Origin of the sequence: Shewanella indica (assembly GCF_033842865.1) — a bacterium.
Classification (GTDB): Bacteria; Pseudomonadota; Gammaproteobacteria; order Enterobacterales; family Shewanellaceae; genus Shewanella; species Shewanella indica.
Map to the genome: position 1 here is coordinate 1,414,044 of NZ_JAWXXR010000001.1, position 23,074 is coordinate 1,437,117.

At 52.9% G+C, this 23,074-nt stretch carries 21 protein-coding genes and 1 pseudogene; 16 read left to right on the forward strand and 6 right to left on the reverse strand.

Going from position 1 to position 23,074, the window contains the following annotated elements:
• Positions 1-4: 4 nt before the first annotated feature.
• Positions 5-409 carry a hypothetical protein gene (locus SIL79_RS06565; protein ID WP_039035437.1) on the reverse strand — a complete coding sequence of 135 codons (405 nt, stop codon included), beginning with the start codon at positions 407-409 and terminating at the stop codon, positions 5-7.
• A gap of 869 nt (positions 410-1,278) precedes the next feature.
• On the opposite strand from SIL79_RS06565, the pseudogene SIL79_RS06570 reads away from it, so the two are divergent.
• The 9 genes and pseudogenes from SIL79_RS06570 to SIL79_RS06610 all read left to right on the forward strand — a co-directional run bounded on the left by SIL79_RS06570 (position 1,279) and on the right by SIL79_RS06610 (position 10,435).
• Positions 1,279-1,797: pseudogene (locus SIL79_RS06570) on the forward strand (Hcp family type VI secretion system effector).
• A 156-nt stretch (positions 1,798-1,953) separates the two neighbouring features.
• Positions 1,954-4,026 (forward strand): type VI secretion system Vgr family protein, encoded by a 2,073-nt coding sequence (locus SIL79_RS06575; protein ID WP_319619077.1) that lies wholly within the window; start codon positions 1,954-1,956, stop codon positions 4,024-4,026.
• Positions 4,027-4,030: 4 nt separating this feature from the next.
• The gene (locus tag SIL79_RS06580; RefSeq protein WP_039035440.1) at positions 4,031-4,558 is read left to right on the forward strand and encodes a DUF4123 domain-containing protein; all 528 of its coding nucleotides are present in this window, start codon (positions 4,031-4,033) and stop codon (positions 4,556-4,558) included.
• 1 nt (position 4,559) lies between these two features.
• Complete coding sequence (locus SIL79_RS06585; protein ID WP_025012114.1) at positions 4,560-4,850, forward strand: PAAR domain-containing protein; 291 nt, start codon at positions 4,560-4,562, stop codon at positions 4,848-4,850.
• A 10-nt stretch (positions 4,851-4,860) separates the two neighbouring features.
• Complete coding sequence (locus SIL79_RS06590; protein WP_039035441.1) at positions 4,861-5,217, forward strand: hypothetical protein; 357 nt, start codon at positions 4,861-4,863, stop codon at positions 5,215-5,217.
• Complete coding sequence (locus SIL79_RS06595; protein ID WP_319619080.1) at positions 5,207-7,006, forward strand: lipase family protein; 1,800 nt, start codon at positions 5,207-5,209, stop codon at positions 7,004-7,006. The genes SIL79_RS06590 and SIL79_RS06595 overlap by 11 nt, the downstream gene beginning before the upstream one ends.
• A 2-nt stretch (positions 7,007-7,008) precedes the next feature.
• A complete protein-coding gene (locus SIL79_RS06600; protein ID WP_319619081.1) occupies positions 7,009-8,130 on the forward strand; it encodes a hypothetical protein in 1,122 nt (373 codons plus the stop codon).
• A gap of 100 nt (positions 8,131-8,230) precedes the next feature.
• Entirely contained in the window at positions 8,231-9,268 is a 1,038-nt protein-coding gene (locus SIL79_RS06605) for a hypothetical protein (protein WP_233962975.1), read from the forward strand.
• A gap of 174 nt (positions 9,269-9,442) precedes the next feature.
• On the forward strand, positions 9,443-10,435 hold the full coding sequence (locus tag SIL79_RS06610; protein WP_319619082.1) for a hypothetical protein: 993 nt from the start codon (positions 9,443-9,445) through the stop codon (positions 10,433-10,435).
• Between the two features lie 256 nt (positions 10,436-10,691).
• Here the strand turns inward: SIL79_RS06610 and SIL79_RS06615 are convergent, their stop codons facing one another.
• On the reverse strand, positions 10,692-12,290 hold the full coding sequence (locus tag SIL79_RS06615) for an AbgT family transporter (protein WP_071475722.1): 1,599 nt from the start codon (positions 12,288-12,290) through the stop codon (positions 10,692-10,694).
• 629 nt (positions 12,291-12,919) lie between these two features.
• Between SIL79_RS06615 and SIL79_RS06620 the strand changes: the two genes are divergently transcribed.
• The 4 genes from SIL79_RS06620 to SIL79_RS06635 all read left to right on the forward strand — a co-directional run bounded on the left by SIL79_RS06620 (position 12,920) and on the right by SIL79_RS06635 (position 15,868).
• On the forward strand, positions 12,920-13,489 hold the full coding sequence (locus SIL79_RS06620; RefSeq protein WP_025010793.1) for a LemA family protein: 570 nt from the start codon (positions 12,920-12,922) through the stop codon (positions 13,487-13,489).
• A gap of 21 nt (positions 13,490-13,510) precedes the next feature.
• On the forward strand, positions 13,511-14,545 hold the full coding sequence (locus SIL79_RS06625; protein WP_319619083.1) for a DUF3137 domain-containing protein: 1,035 nt from the start codon (positions 13,511-13,513) through the stop codon (positions 14,543-14,545).
• Between the two features lie 176 nt (positions 14,546-14,721).
• Positions 14,722-15,411, forward strand: coding sequence for a lytic transglycosylase domain-containing protein (locus SIL79_RS06630; protein WP_405130432.1), 690 nt, complete (start codon positions 14,722-14,724; stop codon positions 15,409-15,411).
• A 25-nt stretch (positions 15,412-15,436) separates the two neighbouring features.
• Positions 15,437-15,868 (forward strand): hypothetical protein, encoded by a 432-nt coding sequence (locus tag SIL79_RS06635; protein WP_039035346.1) that lies wholly within the window; start codon positions 15,437-15,439, stop codon positions 15,866-15,868.
• A gap of 163 nt (positions 15,869-16,031) precedes the next feature.
• Here SIL79_RS06635 and SIL79_RS06640 read toward each other — a convergent pair whose 3' ends face one another.
• Complete coding sequence (locus SIL79_RS06640) at positions 16,032-16,889, reverse strand: 23S rRNA (adenine(2030)-N(6))-methyltransferase RlmJ (protein WP_039035345.1); 858 nt, start codon at positions 16,887-16,889, stop codon at positions 16,032-16,034.
• Between the two features lie 152 nt (positions 16,890-17,041).
• Between SIL79_RS06640 and SIL79_RS06645 the strand changes: the two genes are divergently transcribed.
• From SIL79_RS06645 to SIL79_RS06655, 3 genes are all read left to right on the forward strand, one after another.
• Positions 17,042-17,779 (forward strand): class I SAM-dependent methyltransferase, encoded by a 738-nt coding sequence (locus SIL79_RS06645; protein ID WP_152608451.1) that lies wholly within the window; start codon positions 17,042-17,044, stop codon positions 17,777-17,779.
• A gap of 57 nt (positions 17,780-17,836) precedes the next feature.
• On the forward strand, positions 17,837-18,364 hold the full coding sequence (locus SIL79_RS06650) for a DUF2937 family protein (RefSeq protein ID WP_235370014.1): 528 nt from the start codon (positions 17,837-17,839) through the stop codon (positions 18,362-18,364).
• An 81-nt stretch (positions 18,365-18,445) separates the two neighbouring features.
• Positions 18,446-18,919: a peroxiredoxin gene (locus SIL79_RS06655; RefSeq protein ID WP_039035343.1), complete on the forward strand. Its 474-nt coding sequence runs from the start codon at positions 18,446-18,448 to the stop codon at positions 18,917-18,919.
• 7 nt (positions 18,920-18,926) lie between these two features.
• Here the strand turns inward: SIL79_RS06655 and SIL79_RS06660 are convergent, their stop codons facing one another.
• The 3 genes from SIL79_RS06660 to ompR all read right to left on the reverse strand — a co-directional run bounded on the left by SIL79_RS06660 (position 18,927) and on the right by ompR (position 22,971).
• Complete coding sequence (locus tag SIL79_RS06660) at positions 18,927-20,852, reverse strand: methyl-accepting chemotaxis protein (protein WP_144361639.1); 1,926 nt, start codon at positions 20,850-20,852, stop codon at positions 18,927-18,929.
• A gap of 80 nt (positions 20,853-20,932) precedes the next feature.
• Entirely contained in the window at positions 20,933-22,249 is a 1,317-nt protein-coding gene (envZ, locus tag SIL79_RS06665; RefSeq protein WP_028780858.1) for a two-component system sensor histidine kinase EnvZ, read from the reverse strand.
• The gene (gene ompR / locus SIL79_RS06670; RefSeq protein WP_025010803.1) at positions 22,246-22,971 is read right to left on the reverse strand and encodes an osmolarity response regulator transcription factor OmpR; all 726 of its coding nucleotides are present in this window, start codon (positions 22,969-22,971) and stop codon (positions 22,246-22,248) included. The genes envZ and ompR overlap by 4 nt, the downstream gene beginning before the upstream one ends.
• Between the last annotated feature and the right edge of the window lie 103 nt (positions 22,972-23,074).

Sequence of the window (23,074 nt, forward strand, 5' to 3'; positions counted from 1 at the left end):
ATCGTCAGTCAAAGGTGATTACCTGGGTTCGTGCGCCCTCGCCCCGGTCAATCAACAGCAGAATCAGGCCAAACAACACTTGTGTCGGCAATAGCAGCACTAGCCAACTGCTCCACAGCAGGCTGTCGTCGACCCGAATAACAAACTTGAGTTGCACCGCCAGCAAAGCAAGCAGCCAGAGCGCAAAACAACGAAAACGGCAAAAGAAGCTGCAAAGGCCCATGAGCCACAGCAACCACATAGGCTCCGGCCACCAAGCGGCCCCCTCTGGAGTCAATTGCCCGGGCAGTTCGGCGCCGCTGAAATAGAGTTTACCGACCACGGCCGTGTCGCCTATCTCGACGGCCAGGGTAAAACTCGCGGCCAACCAAGCCATTAGCAGCAACAAACGTGCAGATAAAAAACGCATGCAGCCCCAACCAACAAACCAAAGGGCCCGATAGTGTATGACAATAGAAAAAGTTCAACAATAGCTTATAGTTAGAACAAAAACGGAACCATTTTCGTCCTCATTTACATAGTTAAACTCCCGCCTTGCGATGTCAACAAAAAGGGGCCAAAACTGTGTCCATTCGCGAGTGAGAGAATGACAAGCAATATTTTCAATACTTCTCTGTCATCAACTTAAACTTAACCTCGCCCATCGCATTAACTTTCCATTAGAAGTTTACTCACTCCCCCAGACAATCCCTAAATAACGGTTCCTATTTGTGCTACACCTTGCAGAACCCTTGTAGCGCAAGGGTTCCCGAACATGTGCTCTTGAAGCCCAGCTCACCAAGCTTGATGTTCTAACTGCGTCAAGTTACCACTCAGAAACGATATAGGTGCAATGATCTACTATTTGGAAATTATCTAGGCAAAAAGATGCTTACCCTGATCAGTGGCGATAGGAGTTGCAAGCATTCATCATCGATTGGCCGTAACCCATGTATAAACCATGTTCCATAGCACTAAGGCCGTTGGCTCCGGACTCTAGTTATCACCGGCACACGATGACAACCGCTAGCGTGTTTTGCTGGTGATATTATGTATCTGTCTTGCCTTGTCATAACACCTCAAAGCGGAAGTTTTTCACATTTAAAGTACGTCATATTGATTGGGCAATTTCTTGCCCGCCGGGCAATTTTTTGCTCAAGTTCGGGCAATTTTTTGCCCAGCCAGTTGGGCTATTTTTTAAACAGTAACGAAATCAATTGATTAAATTTTGGCGCGAAGGTTGCTTTAGCTAGGAAGGTTAATCCAAAACCTCTTTGAATTTTTAAAAAGGAATTTATCATGCCAACACCATGTTATATCTCTATCGAAGGCCAAACTCAGGGCAACCTCACTGCCGGCGCCTTTACTGCGGAATCCGTCGGTGACATCTTTGTGGAAGGCCATGAAGACGAGATGCTGGTTCAGGAGTTCAACCACATTGTGACTGTACCAACCGACCCTCAGTCCGGCATGCCTTCCGGTCAGCGTGTGCACAAGCCGTTCAAGTTCACTGTTGCGCTGAACAAAGCCGTTCCCTTGATGTACAACTCGCTCTCTTCCGGTGAGAAACTGACCAAGGTTGAGCTCAAGTAGTACCGCACTTCTATCGAAGGTAAGCAAGAGCACTTCTTCACCACCAAGCTGGAAGGCGCCACCATCATTGATATCAACTGTCATATGCCTCACTGCCAGGATCCCAACAAAGCCGACTTTACTCAGTTGGTTGAAGTGTCCATGGCCTATCGCAAGATAGACTGGGATCACGTCAGCGCCGGTACCTCTGGTGCCGACGATTGGCGTAAGCCCATCGAAGCGTAATTCAGTCAACGACTGATTTGCTTGAATGTATGCGAGCGTTTGCCCGCATACATTCTGCTATCTGATACAAGGTTTTTCCAAGTAGCGTCTCAATGGCAATAAAAGAGTGATTCTATCGGATTAGAGTCAGGACGAACTCGAACAAGGATACCGGCTATGTTTTATCTTGGCAGTGGTTTGCGGTTTCATTTCAAGGCAGAAGCGGAGGCGGACGATAGTTTCAACCTGCTGTCGTTTGATTTTGATGAGCAGTTGTCCTCGCCCTTCAAGGGAGAGTTGATATTACTGAGCCGCAGGGATGATATTACTGCCGAGCAGATAGTCGATAAGAATGGCGTCTTGAGTATTTGGCAGGACGGTGTTCGAGTCAGGAGTTTTCACGGCATAGTCAGTCGCTTTACCAAGGAAGACTCAGGCCATAAACATACTCAATACAGGCTGACCATGGAACCTGCCATGGCGCGGCTGCGGCTGAGACAAAACAGCCGTATCTTTCAGGAAAAGTCCCTCAAACAGATTTTCAGCACCCTGCTTGATGAAATGGGTATCAGTGATTATGCCTTCAGCTGGGATGCACGCTACGAGTCGGAAAAGCGCGAATACTGTGTTCAGTATCGGGAGTCGGACTTTGACTTTATCACCCGTCTTGCGGCTGAGGCTGGGGTGTTCTGGTATTTCGAATTCAGTGATGACAAACATACGCTGATTTTCTGTGATGCCACCAGCAAGCTGCCAGCGGCCAAACAACTATTCCCCTATAACGCCTTGAGCGGCGGCGACAGCGAAGTGCCTTTTGTCCGCAGCTTCAGTTACGCCAAGCAACTGGCGAGTGCCAAGGCCGAACTCAAGGATTACAGCTTCAAAAAGCCCGCTTATAGCTTTTTACAGGATGATATTGCCAATCAGCTCGACTTCCAGCAAGCGGGATCTGAAGTGCTTTATGAGCACTATGATTATCCTGGGCGTTACAAGGATGACGCCCAGGGAGAGCTTTTCACGCGCGCCAGATTGCAGGCGTTACGGAATGAAACCCAAATGGCATCGGCAATGTCCGATATTGTTGATGCCGGTGCCGGTATCAAGTTCAACTTGGGCGAACATCCAGAAGCGGCGTTTAACCGTGATTGGTTGCTGGTTGCCGTGAAACACCATGGTGTACAGGGCGCCGCAGCAGAAGAAGGTAACAGTACCACCCCGACCCAATATGATAATGAATTACTTGCCATTGAAGGGCACCTTCCCTGGTTACCGCTTCCGGCCACCAAACCCTTGGTGACAGGGCCACACATGGCTATTGTCGTGGGGCCGGATAATGAAGAGATCTTTTGTGATGAATTTGGCCGGGTCAAGGTGCAGTTTCCCTGGGACAGATATGGCCGGGCCGATGAGCACAGCAGCTGTTGGGTTCGTGTCAGCCAGGGGTGGGCCGGTGGTCAGTACGGTTTTATGGCGGTTCCACGCATTGGTCATGAGGTCATAGTCTCTTTTCTTGAAGGCGATCCGGACCAACCTATCATTACCGGTCGCACATACCATGCTGCCAACCCTGTGCCCTATGTATTGCCGACCAACAAAACCAAAACCGTGCTCAAGACCCAAACCCACAAGGGGCCGGGATTCAATGAGTTGAGTTTTGAGGATGCCGCCGAAAATCAGCTCATCTATTTGCATGCCCAGAAAGACCATAAGCTGGAGATCAACCACGACCAGCACTATCAGGTGGGTAACGATAGAGAAAAGCATATAGGGCGGGATCAGCGCCTGAACGTGGGGCAGGATGAGTTTCTGGAAATAGGTCGAGATCAGCAGGCATTGATTGGTCAGGATCAAAAGCTGGAAGTGACCAGAGACAGGCAAACCCTGATCAAGCGTCATTATCGCCTCGAAGTCATGGATCGTCGTCACGAGTACTCCAGAGCCAATCACGATTTGGAAGTGGGCGGCCATTACACCCAGAAGGTTGAGGGAAAGGTGTTATTGGAAGCCGGTGAAAGTGTACTGGTGCACACCAAGTCGCTCACCCTCAATGGCTCGGAGAAAGTCACTATTCAGGGGCCAGGAGGCAAGATACTTATAGATTCCGGCGGGATCACTCTCGAAGCTCCCAATATCAAGCTCAAGGGGCCAGTGGCTGTAACAACCGGAGCCAAGCCTCAATTGGCGACGTTGAAGAGTGCCGCAGAAGAGGGCAACCCGATAGTCGATCTTTGTCCCGATTGCGGAGAATAACAGTATGACTATGGTGAAAGAAAATAGCCTCAAGGCGTTTGGGCCCAACTACTTGGTCTTGGATGCAGCGCTATGCCCCGAGCCCTTGTGGTTTGCCAAAGGGGCCGGAGCCGAGTGTCATAGCCTGTTTGATTACAGGGATCAGGCATTGGTGGATAACGGCCCCTGGTTACTCCATCTTGCGGGACAGGATGAGCTGATACAACTGATGCTGGAGAAAGACACCCATGGTCACAGCGCGCTGTGGTGCAAGAGTGAGCTAGCCCTGCAGTCACTGAAAGAAGCACTGGGGCAAAGGTTGTATGCCGTCAAGCCTGATGGTGAAACTACTCGTTTTCGTTTCTACGACCCCAGGGTCTTACATCACTATTTAACCGAAGAAACGCAGGCCAGAAGGGATGCATTTCTGGAGCCTTTGGGGTCAGTGCTCTATGCATCGCTTAACCCCTTTCATTTCAATAGCCATTGGCTGAATTGGCAAAGGGAGCCGGACGGATACGGCTGCCAGGCGATATCGATTAAGGAGGATTAATATGGGGACTCCGGTTGCTTTGAAAGGACATCAACATATTTGCCCTATGTTCAGCGGCAATACCCCTCATGTTGGTGGACCGATAAACCAGGGAGAAAGTGCTCTGACGGTCAACGGTATTCCTGTGGCCTTAACCGGGCACAAGTGTGACTGCCAGGTTGGCGGGCCAGATACCCTGGTTCAGGGACATCCGAGTTTGACGGTCAATGGCATTGCCGTGGTATTGCAGGGTGCGTCCACGGCCCATGGCGGCAAAGTCATTCAGGGAGATGCTGCCTTGACAGTGTCTTAAGGAGAAGCGAATGAGCTGGGAATTGAGTCAGGAAATCATGGATGCGATGCCAAACTGGCAAAGGCGAAACCAGATCCATGCCCTCGCACGTCACCTATTATCACTGGAAAGTCCACCAACAGATGAGCAGGCATGCTATGACTGGCTCGAGCAGCAAGTGAGTCAGGCTTATCAATATGGATTCACCGAGCTGGGCCATCTGCGCTTGGTGGCCGAGGCCTTGTTTTTGGCACAAGTGTCACTCGATGACCCGAAAGTGAGTGCCATAGTCACCAAGACCGGCTTGCCTTCAGGACGAGCGGCTATCTTGTTGCAGTGGGCCAAAGAGCGGCAAGCGACCGTTAAGGAGTCTGGTTATGAGTTGTAACGCCGATTGTAAATGCCGCAAGGGTATTGTGGCGCTGGTGTTCGTCCCCGGCATTATGGGCACCCGATTGATGAATAAAAAGAGTGGCGACTCAGTATGGGATCCTGCTGCCGGGGGAAAGTTCAGTGGTCCCAGCAGTACCGCCATGGAGCTGAAGGCCGAACGTGAAGCCGAGCTTGCTGCGGCGCAGGCGGACGATGATGATGGTTTCTTTGAGGGGATAGGTAAATGGTTTAATCGAAAGTGGATAGGGATAAAGGAAAAGGGACGCGGAATAGCGGAAACCGGCCGTAAGTACCGAACCAAAGCCGCCGCCTGGCATCGGATCAAAGATTTGATTTTTGCCGGCCAGGTGCAGCGTAAGGCCTTGTTGGTTAATGGTAAAACTAAAAAGAAAGGGGATCCGATAATCGATCGGGATGATCATTTATTGGTGGAAGACCCAGGCACCGAAGACTATTTCAGGGTCTATACCTCAGTACCCAAGTCGCAGATGGAACTCAAAAAGCGTCGGGGTTGGGGCGAGGTGTTGTGGGACAGCTATGGCCCGCTGCTTAGATATCTTGAGTCGAAGGAGCCGTTATTTAAACGCCTGTATCCCGGGCTGCAATTCCCGGTATTTGCCGTGGGCTATAATTGGATGCGCAGCAATGAATACGCCGGGAAGCGACTCAAGGATAAACTTGAGGAATTCAGGACACAGTTACTCGAAGAAGATAAAGAAGGCGATAACCTGGGGCTGACCAGGGACGATATTAAGTTTGTGGTCATCAGTCACTCCATGGGCGGATACGCCTCCCGCGCCGGCTTTATCCTAAGCGGCTTGGAATCTCAAGTCGAAGCGGTTATCCATGGCGCTATGCCAACCCACGGCAGCCCCTCCACCTATTTTCAGTTTCGCTGCGGCGCCGTCGGCCACGGTGCTGTGGGGCAGGTCGTCAAAATGGTGCTGGGCAAGAACGCCGCCGATACCACGGCAATACTGGGCTTTTGTCAGGGCGGGCTGGAGCTGATGCCCAATAAGCTCTATGTGGATGTGGCCAATAAGGGGGAGTGGCTGTTTGTCAATAAGGACCCGGCGAAACAAGCCGTCAAACGAGAACTGTTGCAGATAGGCTATGGCAGTGGCATTTATGATTTCTACCGCCGTTTCGATACCTGGTATAGCCTGGTGCAGCCTCCCTTGTTGGCACCTGAGCTGGGCACATCAACGGATGAGCAGTTAATAGAACATAAGAAAGCATTTACAAAACGTATCACTGATTGTGAGAAATTTCATGACCAACTGGCGGCTAACTTTCACGCAACGACCACACTGCTCTACAGCAATAACCCGGACACCAAGGCGTTTGACACCTGTGAGTGGCAATTGCAGAACAGCTTGACCCCGGGGCTGGAGACGGCGGCGGTGGAGCGCTGGCAAGTCATAGGCGATGAAAACCACGACTGGCTCTCGGTCAAGGGCGAAGTCAAGCTGCTGAGCCGCAGTGAGCTGGCCGAGCATGAACGCAAGTTAAAGAGCTGGATGGAGCAGAACCGCTATGGCCATCACCATGCCCACATGCCGCCTAGGGCTCAAAGCGCCAGCTTCAGGTTGGGTAGCGAGACGGCCAAGGGTGATGGTACCGTGCATGAAGGCGCGGGCAAGTATCCCAAAGGGGTGCAGACTATCGGCTTGGTGGCGACCCAGGATCACCAGGGGTTTTACAATTGCCCCGATGTCAGGGAACTGATGGTCGGTGTGCTTCAGTCTTGGCTGCCGGATATTCACCAGAAATTCAAGGGGTAGAGATGGCAGAGGGTTATCGCAAGATTATCAAGCAAGGGCTGCTCGGCAGTCTGGTAATGGTTTGTTTTTGGCGGGGAGAAGTTGTGATGGCGCAAGCGGAAAAAATGCAGCAAGGACCGGCGAGTATGGTTTTTACCAAACACTGCGTGGGCCGTTTTGAGTTTGAGTTACCCCAAGAGATGCAACTGCTCACCTCGGGTTATGGTCAACCGCAGTTCTCTATCGATATCTATCATCAGGATGATAAGGCAGAAAAGAAAGGGGTGATCACCGGTGAGCATAGGCTTGAGCAATGGCTGGAGTATGTGGAGGAATTGCGTAGTAAGGCTGCGAAATATGGGCCTACCAAGTACGTGATTAGAGACCTGGAACCTGAACTTAAGACATTAGTTTATAACGAAGATTCCAGAGTTTTAATGAATGATCCTAATGCTAAGCATGATTTCTCTAGCTTTTTCTTCAAGGATTTTCCGGAGCAGCAGTTGGGGCTCAGCATTGATGGCCGTGCTAACAAATTCATTGCCCGTAATGCCCCCAATGTGGATGAGATATTGCAGCAGCGGCTGCAATGGATGCGTCAGGCGATAGAGAAGATTGAATATCAGCCCTGGCCGCATAAGCAGGCGGGTGTCTGTTTGCAAAGAAATATCTTGATCGCCAATCTTCAGCCACCGATTACCCCTTCAGGGCCTTATCCAACGAGCGCGTATAAGGAAGGCTCTTATCACGAAAACTATCAGGCGGAGTTTTTTAACGGAAAAGATTCACTGTTTGAGATCATCGTGAACGTGTATGGCAAAGGCGAGGAAAAGGGCTTGAAAGAGGAGCTGAGCCGCTACAGCGGGATGATGGCCTTTTTCGCCAGCAGCAAGACCAAGGTGGCCGGGCGGGAAGGCCGGCTGTTTATCAGTGATGGCAAATACTCGGATACCCAGCGGGAGTTCACCTGGGTCAGCACCGACAGCAAAATCAACAGTGTCCGTTATGCCCATATGGAGATCAGCGGCAAGATAGAGATAGAAGATTTTCCGGCGATGGCGCCCTTGAATGCCACCGAGATGATAGTAGGGCTGCTCAAAGGTGTGCGGGTGCGGGAAAACGGCATGGTCGGGGTGAAGGACTAACGAGTGGAATGAAAGGAAGGACCCGTTGATAAGAGAGTGCTTAAGTTTACTGCGGCGAAAGCTGTGGCCCTGCTGCCTGGTTTGTGCCGGTTTTCCGCTTTTGACGTACGCCAAGGAGATACCGCCAAGACCGGCCGGTATGGTGTTTACCAAACACTGTGTGGGCCGTTTTGAGTTTGAGTTACCCCAAGAGATGCAACTGCTCACCTCGGGTTATGGTCAGCCGCAGTTCTCTATCGATATCTATCATCAGGATGATAAGGCAGAAAAGCAAGGGGTGATAATCGGTGAGCATAGGCTTGAGCAATGGCTGGAGTATGTGGAGGAATTGCGCAGTAAAGCAGACAGATATCGACCCACAAAATACGTTATTAAAGACTTGGAACGAGAACTGAAGACGGTGGTTTTTTATGAGGGCTCTAGACGTAGTAGTCCTGAATCAAATACAAAACATAAGTTTGCCAGCTTTTTTTTCAAGGATTTTCCGGAGCAGCAGTTGGGACTCAGCATTGATGGCCGTGCCAATGAATTCATTGCCCGTAACGCCGCCAATGTGGATGAGATATTGCAGCAGCGGCTGCAATGGATGCGTCAGGCGATAGAGAAGATTGAATATCAGCCCTGGCCGCATAAGCAGGCGGGTGTCTGTTTGCAAAGAAATATCTTGATCGCCAATCTTCAGCCACCGATTACCCCTTCAGGGCCTTATCCAACGAGCGCGTATAAGGAAGGCTCTTATCACGAAAACTATCAGGCGGAGTTTTTTAACGGAAAAGATTCACTGTTTGAGATCATCGTGAACGTGTATGGCAAAGGCGAGGAAAAGGGCTTGAAAGAGGAGCTCAGCCGCTACAGCGGTATGATGGCCTTTTTCGCCAGCAGCAAGACCAAGGTGGCCGGGCGGGAAGGGCGGCTGTTTATCAGTGATGGCAAATACTCGGATACCCAGCGGGAGTTCACCTGGGTCAGCACCGACAGCAAAATCAACAGTGTCCGTTATGCCCATATGGAGATCAGCGGCAAGATAGAGATAGAAGATTTTCCGGCAATGGCGCCCTTGAATGCCACCGATATGATAGTAGGGCTGCTCAAAAGCGTGCGGGTTAGGGAAAACGGCATGGTCGGGGTGAAGGACTAGCTATAAGAATGAAAGGCTGGAACTCTTGATAGGAGCGAAAGGGAGAAACCTTTGATAAGAGCATGCCAGAAGTCCTTAAGTTCACTGCGGCAAAAGCTGTGGTTCTGCTGCCTGGTTTGTGCAGGTTTTCCGCTTTTGACGTACGCTAAGGAGATACCGCCAAGACCGGCGAGTATGGTGTTTACCAAACACTGCGTGGGACGTTTTGAGTTTGAGTTACCCCAAGAGATGCAACTGCTCACCTCGGGTTATGGTCAGCCGCAGTTCTCTATCGATATCTATCATCAGGATGATAAGGCGGAAAAGCAAGGGGTGATAACCGGTGAGCATAGGCTTGAGCAATGGCTGGAGTATGTGGAGGAGTTGCGCCTAAAAGATGCCGAACACTATCCGACCAAATATGTTATCAAAGATCTGGAGCCGGACTTGAAAACAGTGGTGTATTACACAGACGATCGAAGATATGGACCAGACGAAGATCACCATTTTGCCAGCTTCTTTTTCAAGGATTTTCCGGAGCAGCAGTTGGGACTCAGCATTGATGGCCGTGCCAATGAATTCATTGCCCGTAACGCCGCCAATGTGGATGAGATATTGCAGCAGCGGCTGCAATGGATGCGTCAGGCGATAGAGAAGATTGAATATCAGCCCTGGCCGCATAAGCAGGCGGGTGTCTGTTTGCAAAGAAATATCTTGATCGCCAATCTTCAGCCACCGATTACCCCTTCAGGGCCTTATCCAACGAGCGCGTATAAGGAAGGCTCTTATCACGAAAACTATCAGGCGGAGTTTTTTAACGGAAAAGATTCACTGTTTGAGATCATCGTGAACGTGTATGGCAAAGGCGAGGAAAAGGGCTTGAAAGAGGAGCTCAGCCGCTACAGCGGTATGATGGCCTTTTTCGCCAGCAGCAAGACCAAGGTGGCCGGGCGGGAAGGGCGGCTGTTTATCAGTGATGGCAAATACTCGGATACCCAGCGGGAGTTCACCTGGGTCAGCACCGACAGCAAAATCAACAGTGTCCGTTATGCCCATATGGAGATCAGCGGCAAGATAGAGATCAAGGACTTTCCTGCAATGGCGCCCTTGAATGCCACCGAGATGATAGTAAGGCTGCTCAAAGGCGTGCGGGTTAGGGAAAACGGCATGGTCGGAGTGAAGGACTAACGAGTGGAATGAAACTTGATAAGAGCATGCCAGAAGTCTTTAAGTGTACTAGTTCAGACTTGATCAGGTGATGCTGAATTAGTTCCGGCCAGGTCTGACACAGCTTCTTGAAAAGTTGAGAGTTATCCGTTTTGATTATTTGGTGATAAAAAGGCAGATTTCTCTGCCTTAGTAAACGTTATACACACTTTTAGTTACTGTATATAACCTAAGCCCCTTCCCACTAAAATCCTCAGTCATTCACTGTTACAGACTATCAGCCCGCCGGTGAATAGTAGGTAGCCGCACCTGGGCCAACCGGCAGCCCCAGGCCGAATACCCAAAGGAAGAAGAACAGGGTCCAACCGACGAAAAACACCAGCGTATATGGCAACATGGTGGCTACCAGAGTACCTATCCCCAGGTCCTTCTTGTAGCGCGCGGCGACCGCCAGGATAAGACCAAAGTAACTCATCATAGGCGTGATAAGGTTAGTCACTGAGTCACCTATTCGATAGGCCGCCTGAATGGTTTCCGGCGCATAACCCACCAACATCAACATGGGCACAAATATCGGCGCCGTCACCGCCCACTGGGCTGAGGCACTGCCGAGCATCAAGTTGATGAAGCCGCACATCATAATAAACAGCAGGAAGACTATCGGCCCGGTCAGCCCCAGGGCGCTGAGGGCATCGGCGCCTGTCACCGCCAGCACGGCGCCCAGATTGGTCCACTTGAAGAAGGCCACAAACTGCGAGGCGAAAAACACCAATACGATATACATGCCCATGGTGCTCATGCTGTGGGACATGGCATTGATCACATCGGTATCTTTTTTCATGGTACCTACCACCTTGCCGTATACCAGCCCGGGAATGGCAAAGCAGACAAAGATAAACACCACGATTCCCTTGAGAAACGGCGAGCCCGCCACCTCCCCCGTCTCTGGGTGACGCAGAGGCCCCCACTCGGGAACCACGGTCAAGGCCAAGACTGCGCCGAGCAGCGCCGCCGCCAAACCGGCCATTTTCAGCCCTTTTTTCTCCTGTTCGGTGACGGTTTCCATCCGCTGCTCTTCCAGATCGACACTGGCTTCAGAGACATCGTAGTGACCCAGTTTGGGTTCAACGATTTTCTCCGTCACCAAGGCACCGAGGAATGAGATCAAAAAGGTGGAGACAAACATGAAGTACCAGTTGACCTCGGGGCCCACAGTATAGTCAGGGTCTATCATCTGCGCCGCCGCTTCGGTGATCCCGGATAATAGGGGATCCACGGTTCCCAGCAGAAGGTTGGCGCTGTAGCCACCGGATACCCCGGCAAAGGCTGCCGCCAAACCCGCCAAGGGATGCCTGCCAAGGGAGTGGAAAATCATCGCCGCCATGGGGATCAGCACGACATAACCCAGTTCGGCGGCAGTATTGGAAACGATTCCGGCAAAGACTATGGTCAGGGTAACCAGACGCTTGGAGGCTCCCATTACCAGTGCCCGCATGCCGGCCGACAAGAGTCCGGAGCGTTCGGCAATCCCCACCCCGAGCAAAGCCACCAGTACAGTGCCCAGCGGCGTAAAACCGGTAAAGTTGGTTACCAGATTGGAGACTATCATCCGCAGACCTTCGGCATTCATCAGGCTGACCACATGGATCAGGCCATCGGCACTGCGGCCACTGGCGCCTTCGGGGCGAGGATCTACTACTGTGACTTCAAAATAACCGGCAACGCCGGAGATCAGGATGACGGCTGCACAAAACAGCGCAAATAGCGTGATGGGATGGGGCAAAAGGTTGCCCAGGCGCTCCACCACATTAAGGAAGCGGATAAACCAGCCACTCTTGGCGGTTTCGAGCGGTTGCTGAGAATGATTGGACTGCATCGGATTTCCCTGTCTGCCGGCTCGGTTGCCGGTTCTATTTTCATGGCCGTAACATCTACGACAAGCGGCCCGCCATTTTGCCGCGACACTTTTAACTGAAACTTAACCTGGAAGAATTGCTGGGAAATTGAGGTAAAAAAAAGGACCCAGGGCGGGTCCATAAAGGCAAATTCGCTGAACTAATCGCTTTGCCCCAACGTTGTGTCGTTACAATTTACAACACGCTGTCTGAACCTTGCCTGAACACAATAAAAGCTATTTGTAAATAGGATGAATCCGATTGTTCGCTTTGACCGATGCCAAACAATTTTCCTGCCATCCTTAACAGAATTCGCTCAACATGAGTCAAAAACTGCTGCTTTTTTACCACTCAAAAACAGATAAATACTCAATAAAAATCATTGTGATAACGTTTTTACGCGCTAAAAACATACAGTAAAAACCTCCAATTCAAAGGCTTTTACTTAAATCCACCTTTAAAGGGATATAAGTGGTGGTTTTTATTGGTTTGACGAGTCTTGTCGGTAAAGGGTAAGCACAGGTTCAAAATCACAACAAAGATGCATTTGCAGCCATTTTATGATTAGCTGGCGCAGTTCAAAAAAAAACTGCAGGGAACTTTAGCAAATATGGATGGATTTTTGTTGATACTGGCAATCGCCGTGATACTGATTTATCTCTGGTATGTCAGCCTGATAAAAAAACGCAACACGGCCCGTGAAGCCCTCTCAGGCATAGATGTCCAGCTCAAGAAAAGGGCCAATCTGCTGCCCAATATTCTCACCATAGCCAAGCGCTTCATGGACCATGAAAAACAGCTGCTGACCGAGATCACCGAATTACGCACTCAACTGACCCAAAGCTACAATCCGGCCGACACAGATGCGGTAAAACAACATCTGGATTTGGCCAACCAGCTCAACAGCCGTGTCGGCCAGTTGATGGTGTCGGTAGAAAACTACCCTGAACTCAAGTCAGACAACACCATGTTGCAGGCGATGCAAACCTATAACGAAGTGGAGGCCCATATTTCTGCGGCGCGGCGTTTCTACAACTCGGCGGTCACTGAACTCAACAATGCGGTGGAAATCTTCCCGGGTTCAATCATAGCTTCCATGGCCAAGGTACAGGCTTTACCCTTCTATGAGGCAGATGAAAGCGCCAAAAGCCCGGTCAATGCCGGCGACTACTTGAACTGAGACAGAGTAAAAGATTGACCCGTGAATATTATCACCTTCCTGATAGGGGCGAAGATTTCCCCGGTACGCCCGGGAAAAGGCCTACAGGCCCCCAGCGAAGAGCTGCCCAAGCTGCAACAATACTATCGCCAGCATATACAGCCCAAGGCCAGTCAATATGAAAGACTGAGGATCAAGAGCCTCAAGCAGTGCCGAACCCGGGTAGCCCTGTTTGTACTGACACTTGTGGTGACTCTGCTGCTGGTTTGGCACTATTGGTACGACCTTATGTACTACAGCTCCCTTGGCCCGGAAGCTTCGTTTGCCCTCGCCCTTACCCCGGTTTTGCTGATGTTTTTCTGGTGTAAGAAACCCATCAAGGCGTTTCAAACACAGGTTAAAAAAGATCTGTTCCCGCTGATCTTCCGTTATTTCGGCGACGACTTTACCTTTAGTCCCAACGATGGTTTGCCACTGCGCCCCTTTCGTGATGCCGGCATTTTGCCCAAGCACGACATAGCACATTCCAGTGATTTTATTACCGGTAGCTATAAGCAGGTCGAACTGGGGATCAGTGAATTAGTGCTGAAGTCAGAATATCGGGATAGCAAGAATAAGAAGCGTACCAGCGAGGTATTCAAGGGACTGGCCATGACCTTTACCCTGCCACAAAACTTCGGCTGCCATGCGGTATTGATCCGCGACCGCGGCCTGCTGGGGAAACTCTCTTCCAGTTATTCGGGGCTGAAGCAGATGAAGCTGGAAGATCCTGTGTTCGAGAAAGAGTTCGATGTCTTCGCCGACAATCAGATCAATGGCCGGGTGTTGATGAACCCCTTGTTTATGGAGCGTTTGCTGGACTTGAGCAAGAAGTTCGGCCGGGATCTGCGCTGCGCCTTCCACGGCAGGCAGCTGTTGATCCTGTTTCCCAGTAACAAGGATAGATTCGAAACCGCCTCCATCTTTGAGGGAGCCACCTTCGAAAAGGAGTTCAGCCAGATCCACAGTGAAATGCAGCAACTCTTTGCTATCATTGACATATTGAAACTGGAAACACGGACGGGTTATCAGGCGTGAAGCACACTTCCGGCCAAGGACTCATCTCTTTGCTACTCTGGCTGCTGAGCTCGGCGCTGCCCTTTGCTGCGCTTGCCGGCACCGAGATACCTATGCCTTCGGAAAAGGCCGCTATGAGTGAAGACCCCTCAGCTATAAGTAAAGAGCCTTCAGCCGTAGAAAAAAAGCCTTCATCTATGGGTAAGGAGCCTTCAGCTATAAGCAAAGAGCCCTCAGCCATGGGTGAAAAAACTTCAGCTATAGCTAAAGAGCCTTCGGCCAAACCCCGTATAGTGGCGCGTTACTCGGAACACGGCATCAGCGACAGCAGCCTGCCGAAGCGTAAAGTCTATCAGTACCGCCAGGCCAACGGTGTAATGGCATTCAGCGACAATCCCCCCAGCAGCCAGGAATATCAGATCATTCTCTATGATTGCTTTGCCTGCCGACCGGACTCCAAGGTGAACTGGCAGGCAATCCCTCTGTTTGGCAGTGACTATGCCGCCGAAATCGCCCTCGCCGCCCAAACCTACAATCTGGACCCTGCGCTTATTAGGGCGGTGATCCACGCCGAGTCGGCCTTCAACGCCAAGGCCCTGTCCCGTACCGGCGCTATGGGGCTGATGCAGTTGATGCCGGATACCGCCAAAGAGCTTGGTGTCAGCAACGCCTTTGTGGTATCACAGAATATCGATGCCGGTAGCCGCTATCTGGCGCAGATGCTGGCCCGTTTCGATGGCGACATGACCCGGGCGCTGGCGGCCTACAATGCCGGCCCTACCACAGTGACCCAATATCGTGGCGTGCCGCCCTACCCGGAAACCCGCGCCTATGTGAAACGGGTGAAGATTTTACTGGAGCGCTACCGCAATTTGAGCCGTGCCTGAGAGGCGCAACAACAAGGAAGTGAAGATGTTTAACCTCAAGTCCCTCGGCCTTTGTGCCTGTCTGCTGATGCCCTTTTCCACCGTAATAGCCTGTGATGACAGCCAACTTGGGCCGGTTCCCGCAACCGCCGAAGCGATAATGGCAGTAAAGCAAGTCATGCAAAGCCACAAGGGCGAGCTAGACAACAGCATGAACGACGAGGAGATGCTGGATAAGGGCAGCCAACTGACCCGCACCATCTTCTGTGAGGCGGGCTACAGTCTCAAGGCCACTTGGGCCGCCTGGGCTCAGGACCAGTGGAGCGAGCAGCCGGCTTACGATGGCCCCAACGGCATGGCGCTGCGCAATATGATGAGTATCAGCGCCTATATGATAGAGACCAATCCACAGCAGGCGCTGGCGCTCGGACTCATAGATGAGGCGACGTTGGCCGAGCTGAAAGCACTGTCGGAATAACTCACCACAGTCGCTTGTCACCACACTCGCTATCACACAGTCGCTTAGACGCCGTAAAGACCAAGGTTAACAAGCCGGGCAATTAGTACACACCTTGGTACCCGACTTAGTATCCAATCAATACCCGGTGACCCGGCCAAAAGTTTTTATGATGGAACCAAGCTTACTCGCCCACTTCCCAGGTGACAGTGACGCTGCCGCCACCCTGATTGAGCCTGGGGTGAAGCCATTCCAGCAGCTCTTCGGCCTGGGTATCCAACTGCCAGGGAGGGTTGATGACCCACAGACCCGCCGCCGTCATACCGAATTCATCCGAGTCAGGCTTGATACTCTGCTCTATCCGTAACTGCCGCCGAATGCCGCTGTCTTTCAGCTTCGTCAGCATGGCTTCGGTCTGGGCCCGATTGACGACCGGATACCAGAGCAGATACACCCCGGTGGCAAACTTGCGATAAGCTTTTATCAGGGTATCGGCCACATCCTGATAGTCACTCTTGAGCTCATAGCTGGGATCCACCAGCACCAGTGCCCGACGCTCCAGTGGCGGCACGGCGGCCAACAGGCCCTGCAGACCGTCACCGTGAACCAGCTTCACCTGACGGGCACCTTCAAAATACTCCTGCAGCAGTTCGACATCGGTATTGTGCAGCTCGTGCAGCAGCATTCTGTCCCGCTCTCTAAGGTGCATATCCACTATCGCCGGAGATCCGGGATACCAGGCCAGCTCGTCCGTGGCCTGCTCCTCATTGCCTTCATTGAAATGGCGCACCGCCTCCAGATAGGCAGTCATCGCCTGCGGCACAGTCGTTTCCTGCCAGAGCTTGCCTATACCTTCCAGATATTCCCCTGTCTTTTGGGCAAAATCATCTTCCAGCGCATAGCCACCGGCACCGGCATGGGTATCGATATAAACCAAAGGTTTATCTTTTTTCTGCAACAAGCTCAGCGCCTGCAACAAGATGGAATGTTTGAGCACATCGGCATAGTTGCCGGCATGAAAACCGTGACGGTAGCTGAGCATGGGTTCCCCAATGACTGACGGGTAAATGACCGCGGCATTATAGCGGCTCTGCCTGCGAGTTGCAGCTGAACGTATTCAGTCAGGTTGGCATTTGGCATAATGGCGCCAATTCAGCCAAGGACTCAAACACAGTGAAGCAGCCAAGCCATAGCATTTATTTTGATACCCGGGAGCCACGCCTGTGCGCTATTGCCGAGCGCTGGGGCCTGAAGCATGATGAAGACTCGGTGTTTGCCTTGGGGTTTGAGCAGGAAATGCTGACCCTTTTCAAACGTGACGAACCCAAGCTTGGCGGTATCTGTGTCGATTTTGTCGGCGGCGCCGTGGCCCACAGACGTAAATTCGGCGGCGGCCGTGGCCAGGCCATAGCCAAGGCAGTCGGTCTCAAGCAAGGCGCCTGCCCCTCTGTGGTAGATGCCACGGCCGGTCTTGGCCGTGACGCCTTTGTGCTGGCGAGCCTTGGTTGCCAAATGACTCTGATTGAACGTAACCCCTTGGTGGCAGCGCTACTGGAAGACGGTCTCAGCCGCGGTTATCGGGACAGCGAAATCGGCCCCTGGATGCAGCAAAGAATGGTGCTGCTGCACGACTCCAGTCTGGAGGCGTTGAGCCAGATAAGTCCGCGACCGGATGTGGTCTATCTGGATCCCATGTATCCTCACAGAGACAAGTCGGCACTGGTAAAAAAAGAGATGCGGGTATTTCAGACCCTGGTCGGCGCAGATACCGATGCCGACGGCTTGCTGGCCCCGGCGCTGGCACTGGCGAGCAAGCGGGTAGTGGTCAAACGGCCGGACTATGCCGAAGACCTGGCCGGGGTTAAACCCAGCACTGTTATCGCCACCAAGAAAAACCGCTTCGATGTCCATGTCAAAGCGGCGATGAACTGAGACCAAACCATACACTTGAGTCAGCAGCCATCTGGTTTGGCCGGAACTCAGGGAGGCATGATGCTTAGAACCATACGCGACTATCTCAGACTGCTGCTGTTCTTTGTGGGGGTACTGGCGGGGATTCAGCTCCCCGGCTTTGTCGATCAATATGGCAAAAGCCTGCAGGCCCACCTGAGCGAGCTCCAAACCCAATTGGCCGGGTTTCAGCGCGATGCCGACCGTTTCTTCGATGGCGATCTGGATAAGCTTATCGCCCACTATGTGACCAACAAAGATCCGGTATTTACCTCCGGCGGCGATAAGCTCAACGCCATGGTAGAACGCCGCTCCGAGTTGCAGCAGGCCTTGGCCGACTTCCGCGAGAGTCTCTACAGCCCCTACCTGCAACTGGCGTTTGCGCCACAGGCGGATATCCGCCGCGAAGTCTGGGACAACTACAGCCACAATATTCTGCTCAAGGGCGATGCCATTGCCATTGGCCTACTCAGTGGCCTGCTGCTTGCAGCCTCGGCAGAACTGCTGCTCAGCTTATGTTGGCTGGCGTTGCGGGCGCTGTTTCGGCGCCGGCCGGCTGCCGCCTGATTGCCCCTGTAGAATGTCTGTGTTTGTCCATTCCATTAACGGCTATGATGGTTTGTAATTCCCACAGAAAGGACAAATACCATGATTGCACAAGGTCAAACTCTGCCGGATGCCACTCTGAGCCAACTCGGTAAAGAGGGCATGATCAACCACAAGGTTAAGGAACTGTTTGCCGGCAAGAAGGCCGTGCTGTTTGCTGTTCCCGGTGCCTTTACCCCCACCTGCTCCGAGGCTCACCTGCCGGGTTATGTGGTGCTGGCCGATGAACTCAAGGCCAAGGGCGTCGATATTATTGCCTGTGTATCGGTCAACGATGCCTTTGTGATGAAAGCCTGGGGTGAAGCCCAAAACGCCGGTGAGATCATGATGTTGGCCGACGGAGATGGTGCCTTCACCAAGGCGCTGGGGCTGGAAATGGACACTGGCGCCTTTGGTGGCTTACGCTCACAGCGTTATGCCATGGTGATAGACGATGGCGTGGTTTCTTTGTTGAATGTGGAAGCGCCCAAGACTTTCGAAGTCAGCAAGGCCGAAACCATACTGGCGAGTCTCTAATAGCGACTCAGGCGGCTTTAATGCCGAGATTCTGTTCTATCTCGGCGACACCTGCAGCCACCTGAGAGGCGATTGCCTGCCCTTGCTCTGAGGCGGTGATCGCCTGGCTGCGCAGCTGTTCCATGGCACTGGAGAAGGATTGCAGATGCGCCAGCTGTGACTGGGCATACTCGGTACCCTGCTGAGTCCCGCTCGCCATGGCAAAAGCCTGCTGTCTCACCTCCTGCGCCAGTTGTTTCAGGCTCTCGGCTCTCTGTCTCTGCCTGTCGCTCGCCTCGGCTATGCCATCCATACTCTGCCCCAGACTCTTGTTGGCATTGGTGAGCCGATTGAGAATGGCACCTATCTCATCGAGCGAGCTCTGGGTGCGACTGGAAAGGCTGCGCACCTCATCGGCCACCACGGCAAAACCTCGCCCCTGCTCACCGGCACGGGCGGCTTCTATGGCGGCATTGAGCGCCAACAGATTAGTCTGCCCGGCGATATTGCCTATCACGTCGATGATTCCCGCCACAGCCGCCACTGAATCATCCAGACTGGCAAGCGCTTGATGACACTCGGCAACGGCGGTGCGGGTTGAATCTGTGGCTTCCAGCATCTGCTGCGCTTCGAGTTCACTCTGGTGCATCTGCTCGGCGGTATTGCCGGCACGGGAGGCCAGCGCAGCTGAGCTGTCACTCACCAGTCCGGCCAATTCACTGAGCTGCAGCGTTTGCTGCCGGGCCTGATCCACCACTTGTTGGGTCTCACGGGTACTGCCGGCCATTTCACTGATTTTTTGCACCAGCGCCGATAGGCTTTGGGAGATACGTGCCAATTGCTGCCGCTGCTGTTCATCCTCGGACTCGAAACGATTCAGCAGAGCATTGAAGTGGGCGGCTATCTGGCCGGTTTCACAACGGCGACTGATATTGAGGCGCTCGCGGGTATTGGACTCACTCAGTTGACTAAAGGCGGTGTTGAGCAGCTGCAACGGCTTCACCACCCTGAGCTGCTGCAAAATCAAATAAGCCACGGCAAATAAGGCCAGCACAGCCAAAGCCAGATAAAGCCACAGCTGTAGCTCGTGTTTGAGCTTGTCGGTACGTTGTTGCTGCTCAGCGGCCATGGTCAGCAAGTTCTGCTGCAACTTGTGCATATCGGCGCGCAGCGCATCCTGCATCTGACGGTTATCCAACAGTTGCTGCTCGGTATTGGTCACTTCCTTGGCGTAGCGACTGCTGAGACTCAGAAGTTCGGCGCGGTAGCTCTCGCCTATCTCCTCGCGCTCGGGTTCATCGTCACCCAGGGCAAATTCATCGGCCTCTACTGTGCGATAGAGACCAAGTAGTGGCAAGGCGCTGAGTCTGTCATGCCAGTCGGCCAACTGGGTTATGGTGCTGTCGAGGTAAGGCTTGAGTCTTTGCTCCCGTCCGAGCAGGTAATCCTGGGTCAGCTGTGACAACTGGTAAACCAGTGGCGGAAGCTCCCGACTGAGCTGCAGATATTCATGCGCTGCTTGTGGCGCCGTTGCCAGCCCTTGATCGCCGTAATCCGCCAGGCGCTTGTTGTTATCCAACATTTCGGTTTCGGCATGGGCCAACAGCTGCCTGGGATTTCCGGCCAACTTGCCGGCGGCGCGGTATTTGCCATCCAGAGCCGTCACCAATTGCGCCAGCTCCTGTGCCAACTGTGAATCTACCGGCAAACGGTCATGAATATCATTGAGCTGGGCTCTGGCCTGCTCCAATCGCCCGGCATCGCCACTGGCGAGATACTTATCCAGATTGGCACGGATATCTACCAAAAACTCTTGCTGCAAGCCTTGCAGCGTCTGGCTCTGCAGTTCTGCCTCTTGTCTCTGTTCACTGCTCCAGAGCACCAGAGAGGCGAGCAAGGCCGCCAACAAGAGCAACAACGCCGAAGCGCCGAGAGAAAGGGTGGAAATCTTCATGGCAAACTGCGCCCAATTGATTGAACTGAGCGCAGTTTATGACTGGAGCATGACAGTTGAATGACAGACAGCGTCTATGGCTAGTCCCTTGGCAACCACACCTGAGCGTGCAACCCACCCTGAGGGCGATTGCTGAGAATGACCTTGCCTTGATGCCTGTCTATGATGCGTTTGATGATCGCCAGTCCCAGCCCTGAGCCGACGCTGCCGCGGGCGCTGTCACCTTGGGTAAAGGGCTGAAACAGCTTGGGGATCTGGCTCTCGGCAATACCCGGGCCATTGTCTTCCACACTGAAACCTATGCGGTGTTTTTCCACCTGGGAAGCGATACGGATCCAGCCGCGGCCATAGCGGAAGGCGTTTTCCACCAAATTGCCGATCACCCGCTTGATGGCCAGGCTCTGCATCGGCACTTCGGGGCATTCGGCCAGTACCAGCTCTATCTCACCGACTCTGTTGCTCTCGGCCTGGGCCACTTCGCGGATTAAACGGTTGATCTGTTCCGGCTCGCGAATGCTCTCCTGATCCTGGCGAATATAGGCGATAAACTGATTGATGATGGCATCCATGTCTTCAATGTCTTTGACTATGCCCTCCTGCAGGTAGGCATCGTCGTCTACCATCATCTCGGAAGCCAAACGAATTCGGGTCAGGGGCGTTCTCAGGTCGTGGGAAATCCCCGCCATCAGCAGTGCTCTGTCCTGCTCCAGCTGTTTCATACTCTGAGACATACGGTTGAAGGCATTGGTCACTTCGACGAGCTCACTGGAACCGGTCAGCGGCAGCGGGTCAGGGAAATTGCCTCTGGAAACTGAGATAGCCGCCTTTTGCAGCCGCCGCAGCGGCCGGTTCTGTTGCCGGGCAAACCACCAACCACCGGCGACACTCAAGGCGCCTATCACCAGTAGATAGAGGTTTAGCGGCGACAGGGCATTTTCGTTCCAGCCATTGAGGGGAACCTTAATCCAGATGGAGGGAGCCTGAGGTGGGCGGATCCAGATCTGCAGCAGATTGCTCTGGGCAATACGCACTTCGGCCGGGCCACCGAGATACTCCGACATCTGGGTTGAGAGGAATCCATAGTAGGTCGCCCGCTCGATACCGGCTTCTCTGGCCTGTTTCTGGTTATAGACATGCATGCCATCGTCGCGCACCTTGGCATTGAGGGCATCCACTATGGTGAGGTGTTCACGGCCCACCTCAACCCCATCGACAAACAACAGATTGATCTGGCGGGCGATAAGCTGGTTGATCTGCTGGTAGCTGGGCTTAATGAAATAAACCGTCACAGTCAAATAGGAGACCAGCTGATTGATCAGCAGCAGGCAGCCTATCAGCATTACCGTTTGGCTGAAGGCACTCCTGGGCAACAGGCGTTGCCACCAGCGCAGCTTCATTTACGGGCGGCACCATCTGGCACAAACACGTACCCCAGGCCCCAAACCGTTTGGATATAGCGCGGGTTGGCGGGATCCTTTTCAATCAGCCGCCTAAGCCGGGAAACCTGGACGTCGATGGAACGCTCCAACGCCGAATAGTCGCGACCTCGGGCCAGATTCATCAGCTTGTCGCGGGACAATGGCTCCCTGGGATGAGTCACCAACACCTTAAGCACGGCAAATTCACCACTGGTGAGGGCGATGGACTCTTCGTTGTGGTACATCTCGCGGGTGGCCAGGTTGAGGCTGAACTCGCCGAAGCTGACCATCTCTTCCTGCTGTGAAGGCGCACCGGGGATCTCCTGCACCTGACGGCGCATCACCGCCTTGATCCGTGCCAGCAACTCTCTGGGGTTGAAGGGTTTTGGCAGATAGTCATCGGCACCGAGTTCCAGACCTATGATGCGGTCGACTTCATCGCCCTTGGCGGTCAGCATCACTATCGGCAGTGGATTGCCCTGTTGCCGCAGGCGGCGACAGATGGACAGGCCATCTTCTCCCGGTAACATAAGGTCGAGTACCAGCAGGTGAAAGTTCTCCCGCTCCAGCAAGCGATCCATCTGCTCGGCATTGGCGGCGCTGCGTACCTGATAGCCTTGTTCCATCAGATAGCGCTCCAGCAAGGCCCGCAGCCTCATATCGTCATCGACAACCAGAATCTTGGAGGTTTCTTGTCCCATGGGCTATTCCTCGAGTGCCAAGCTTGCAACTTGCACAATAGTATCTAAAAAAATGGCTAAATATCTTAAATTTAGCCATTTTAATACCAAAAATCACCCGAGA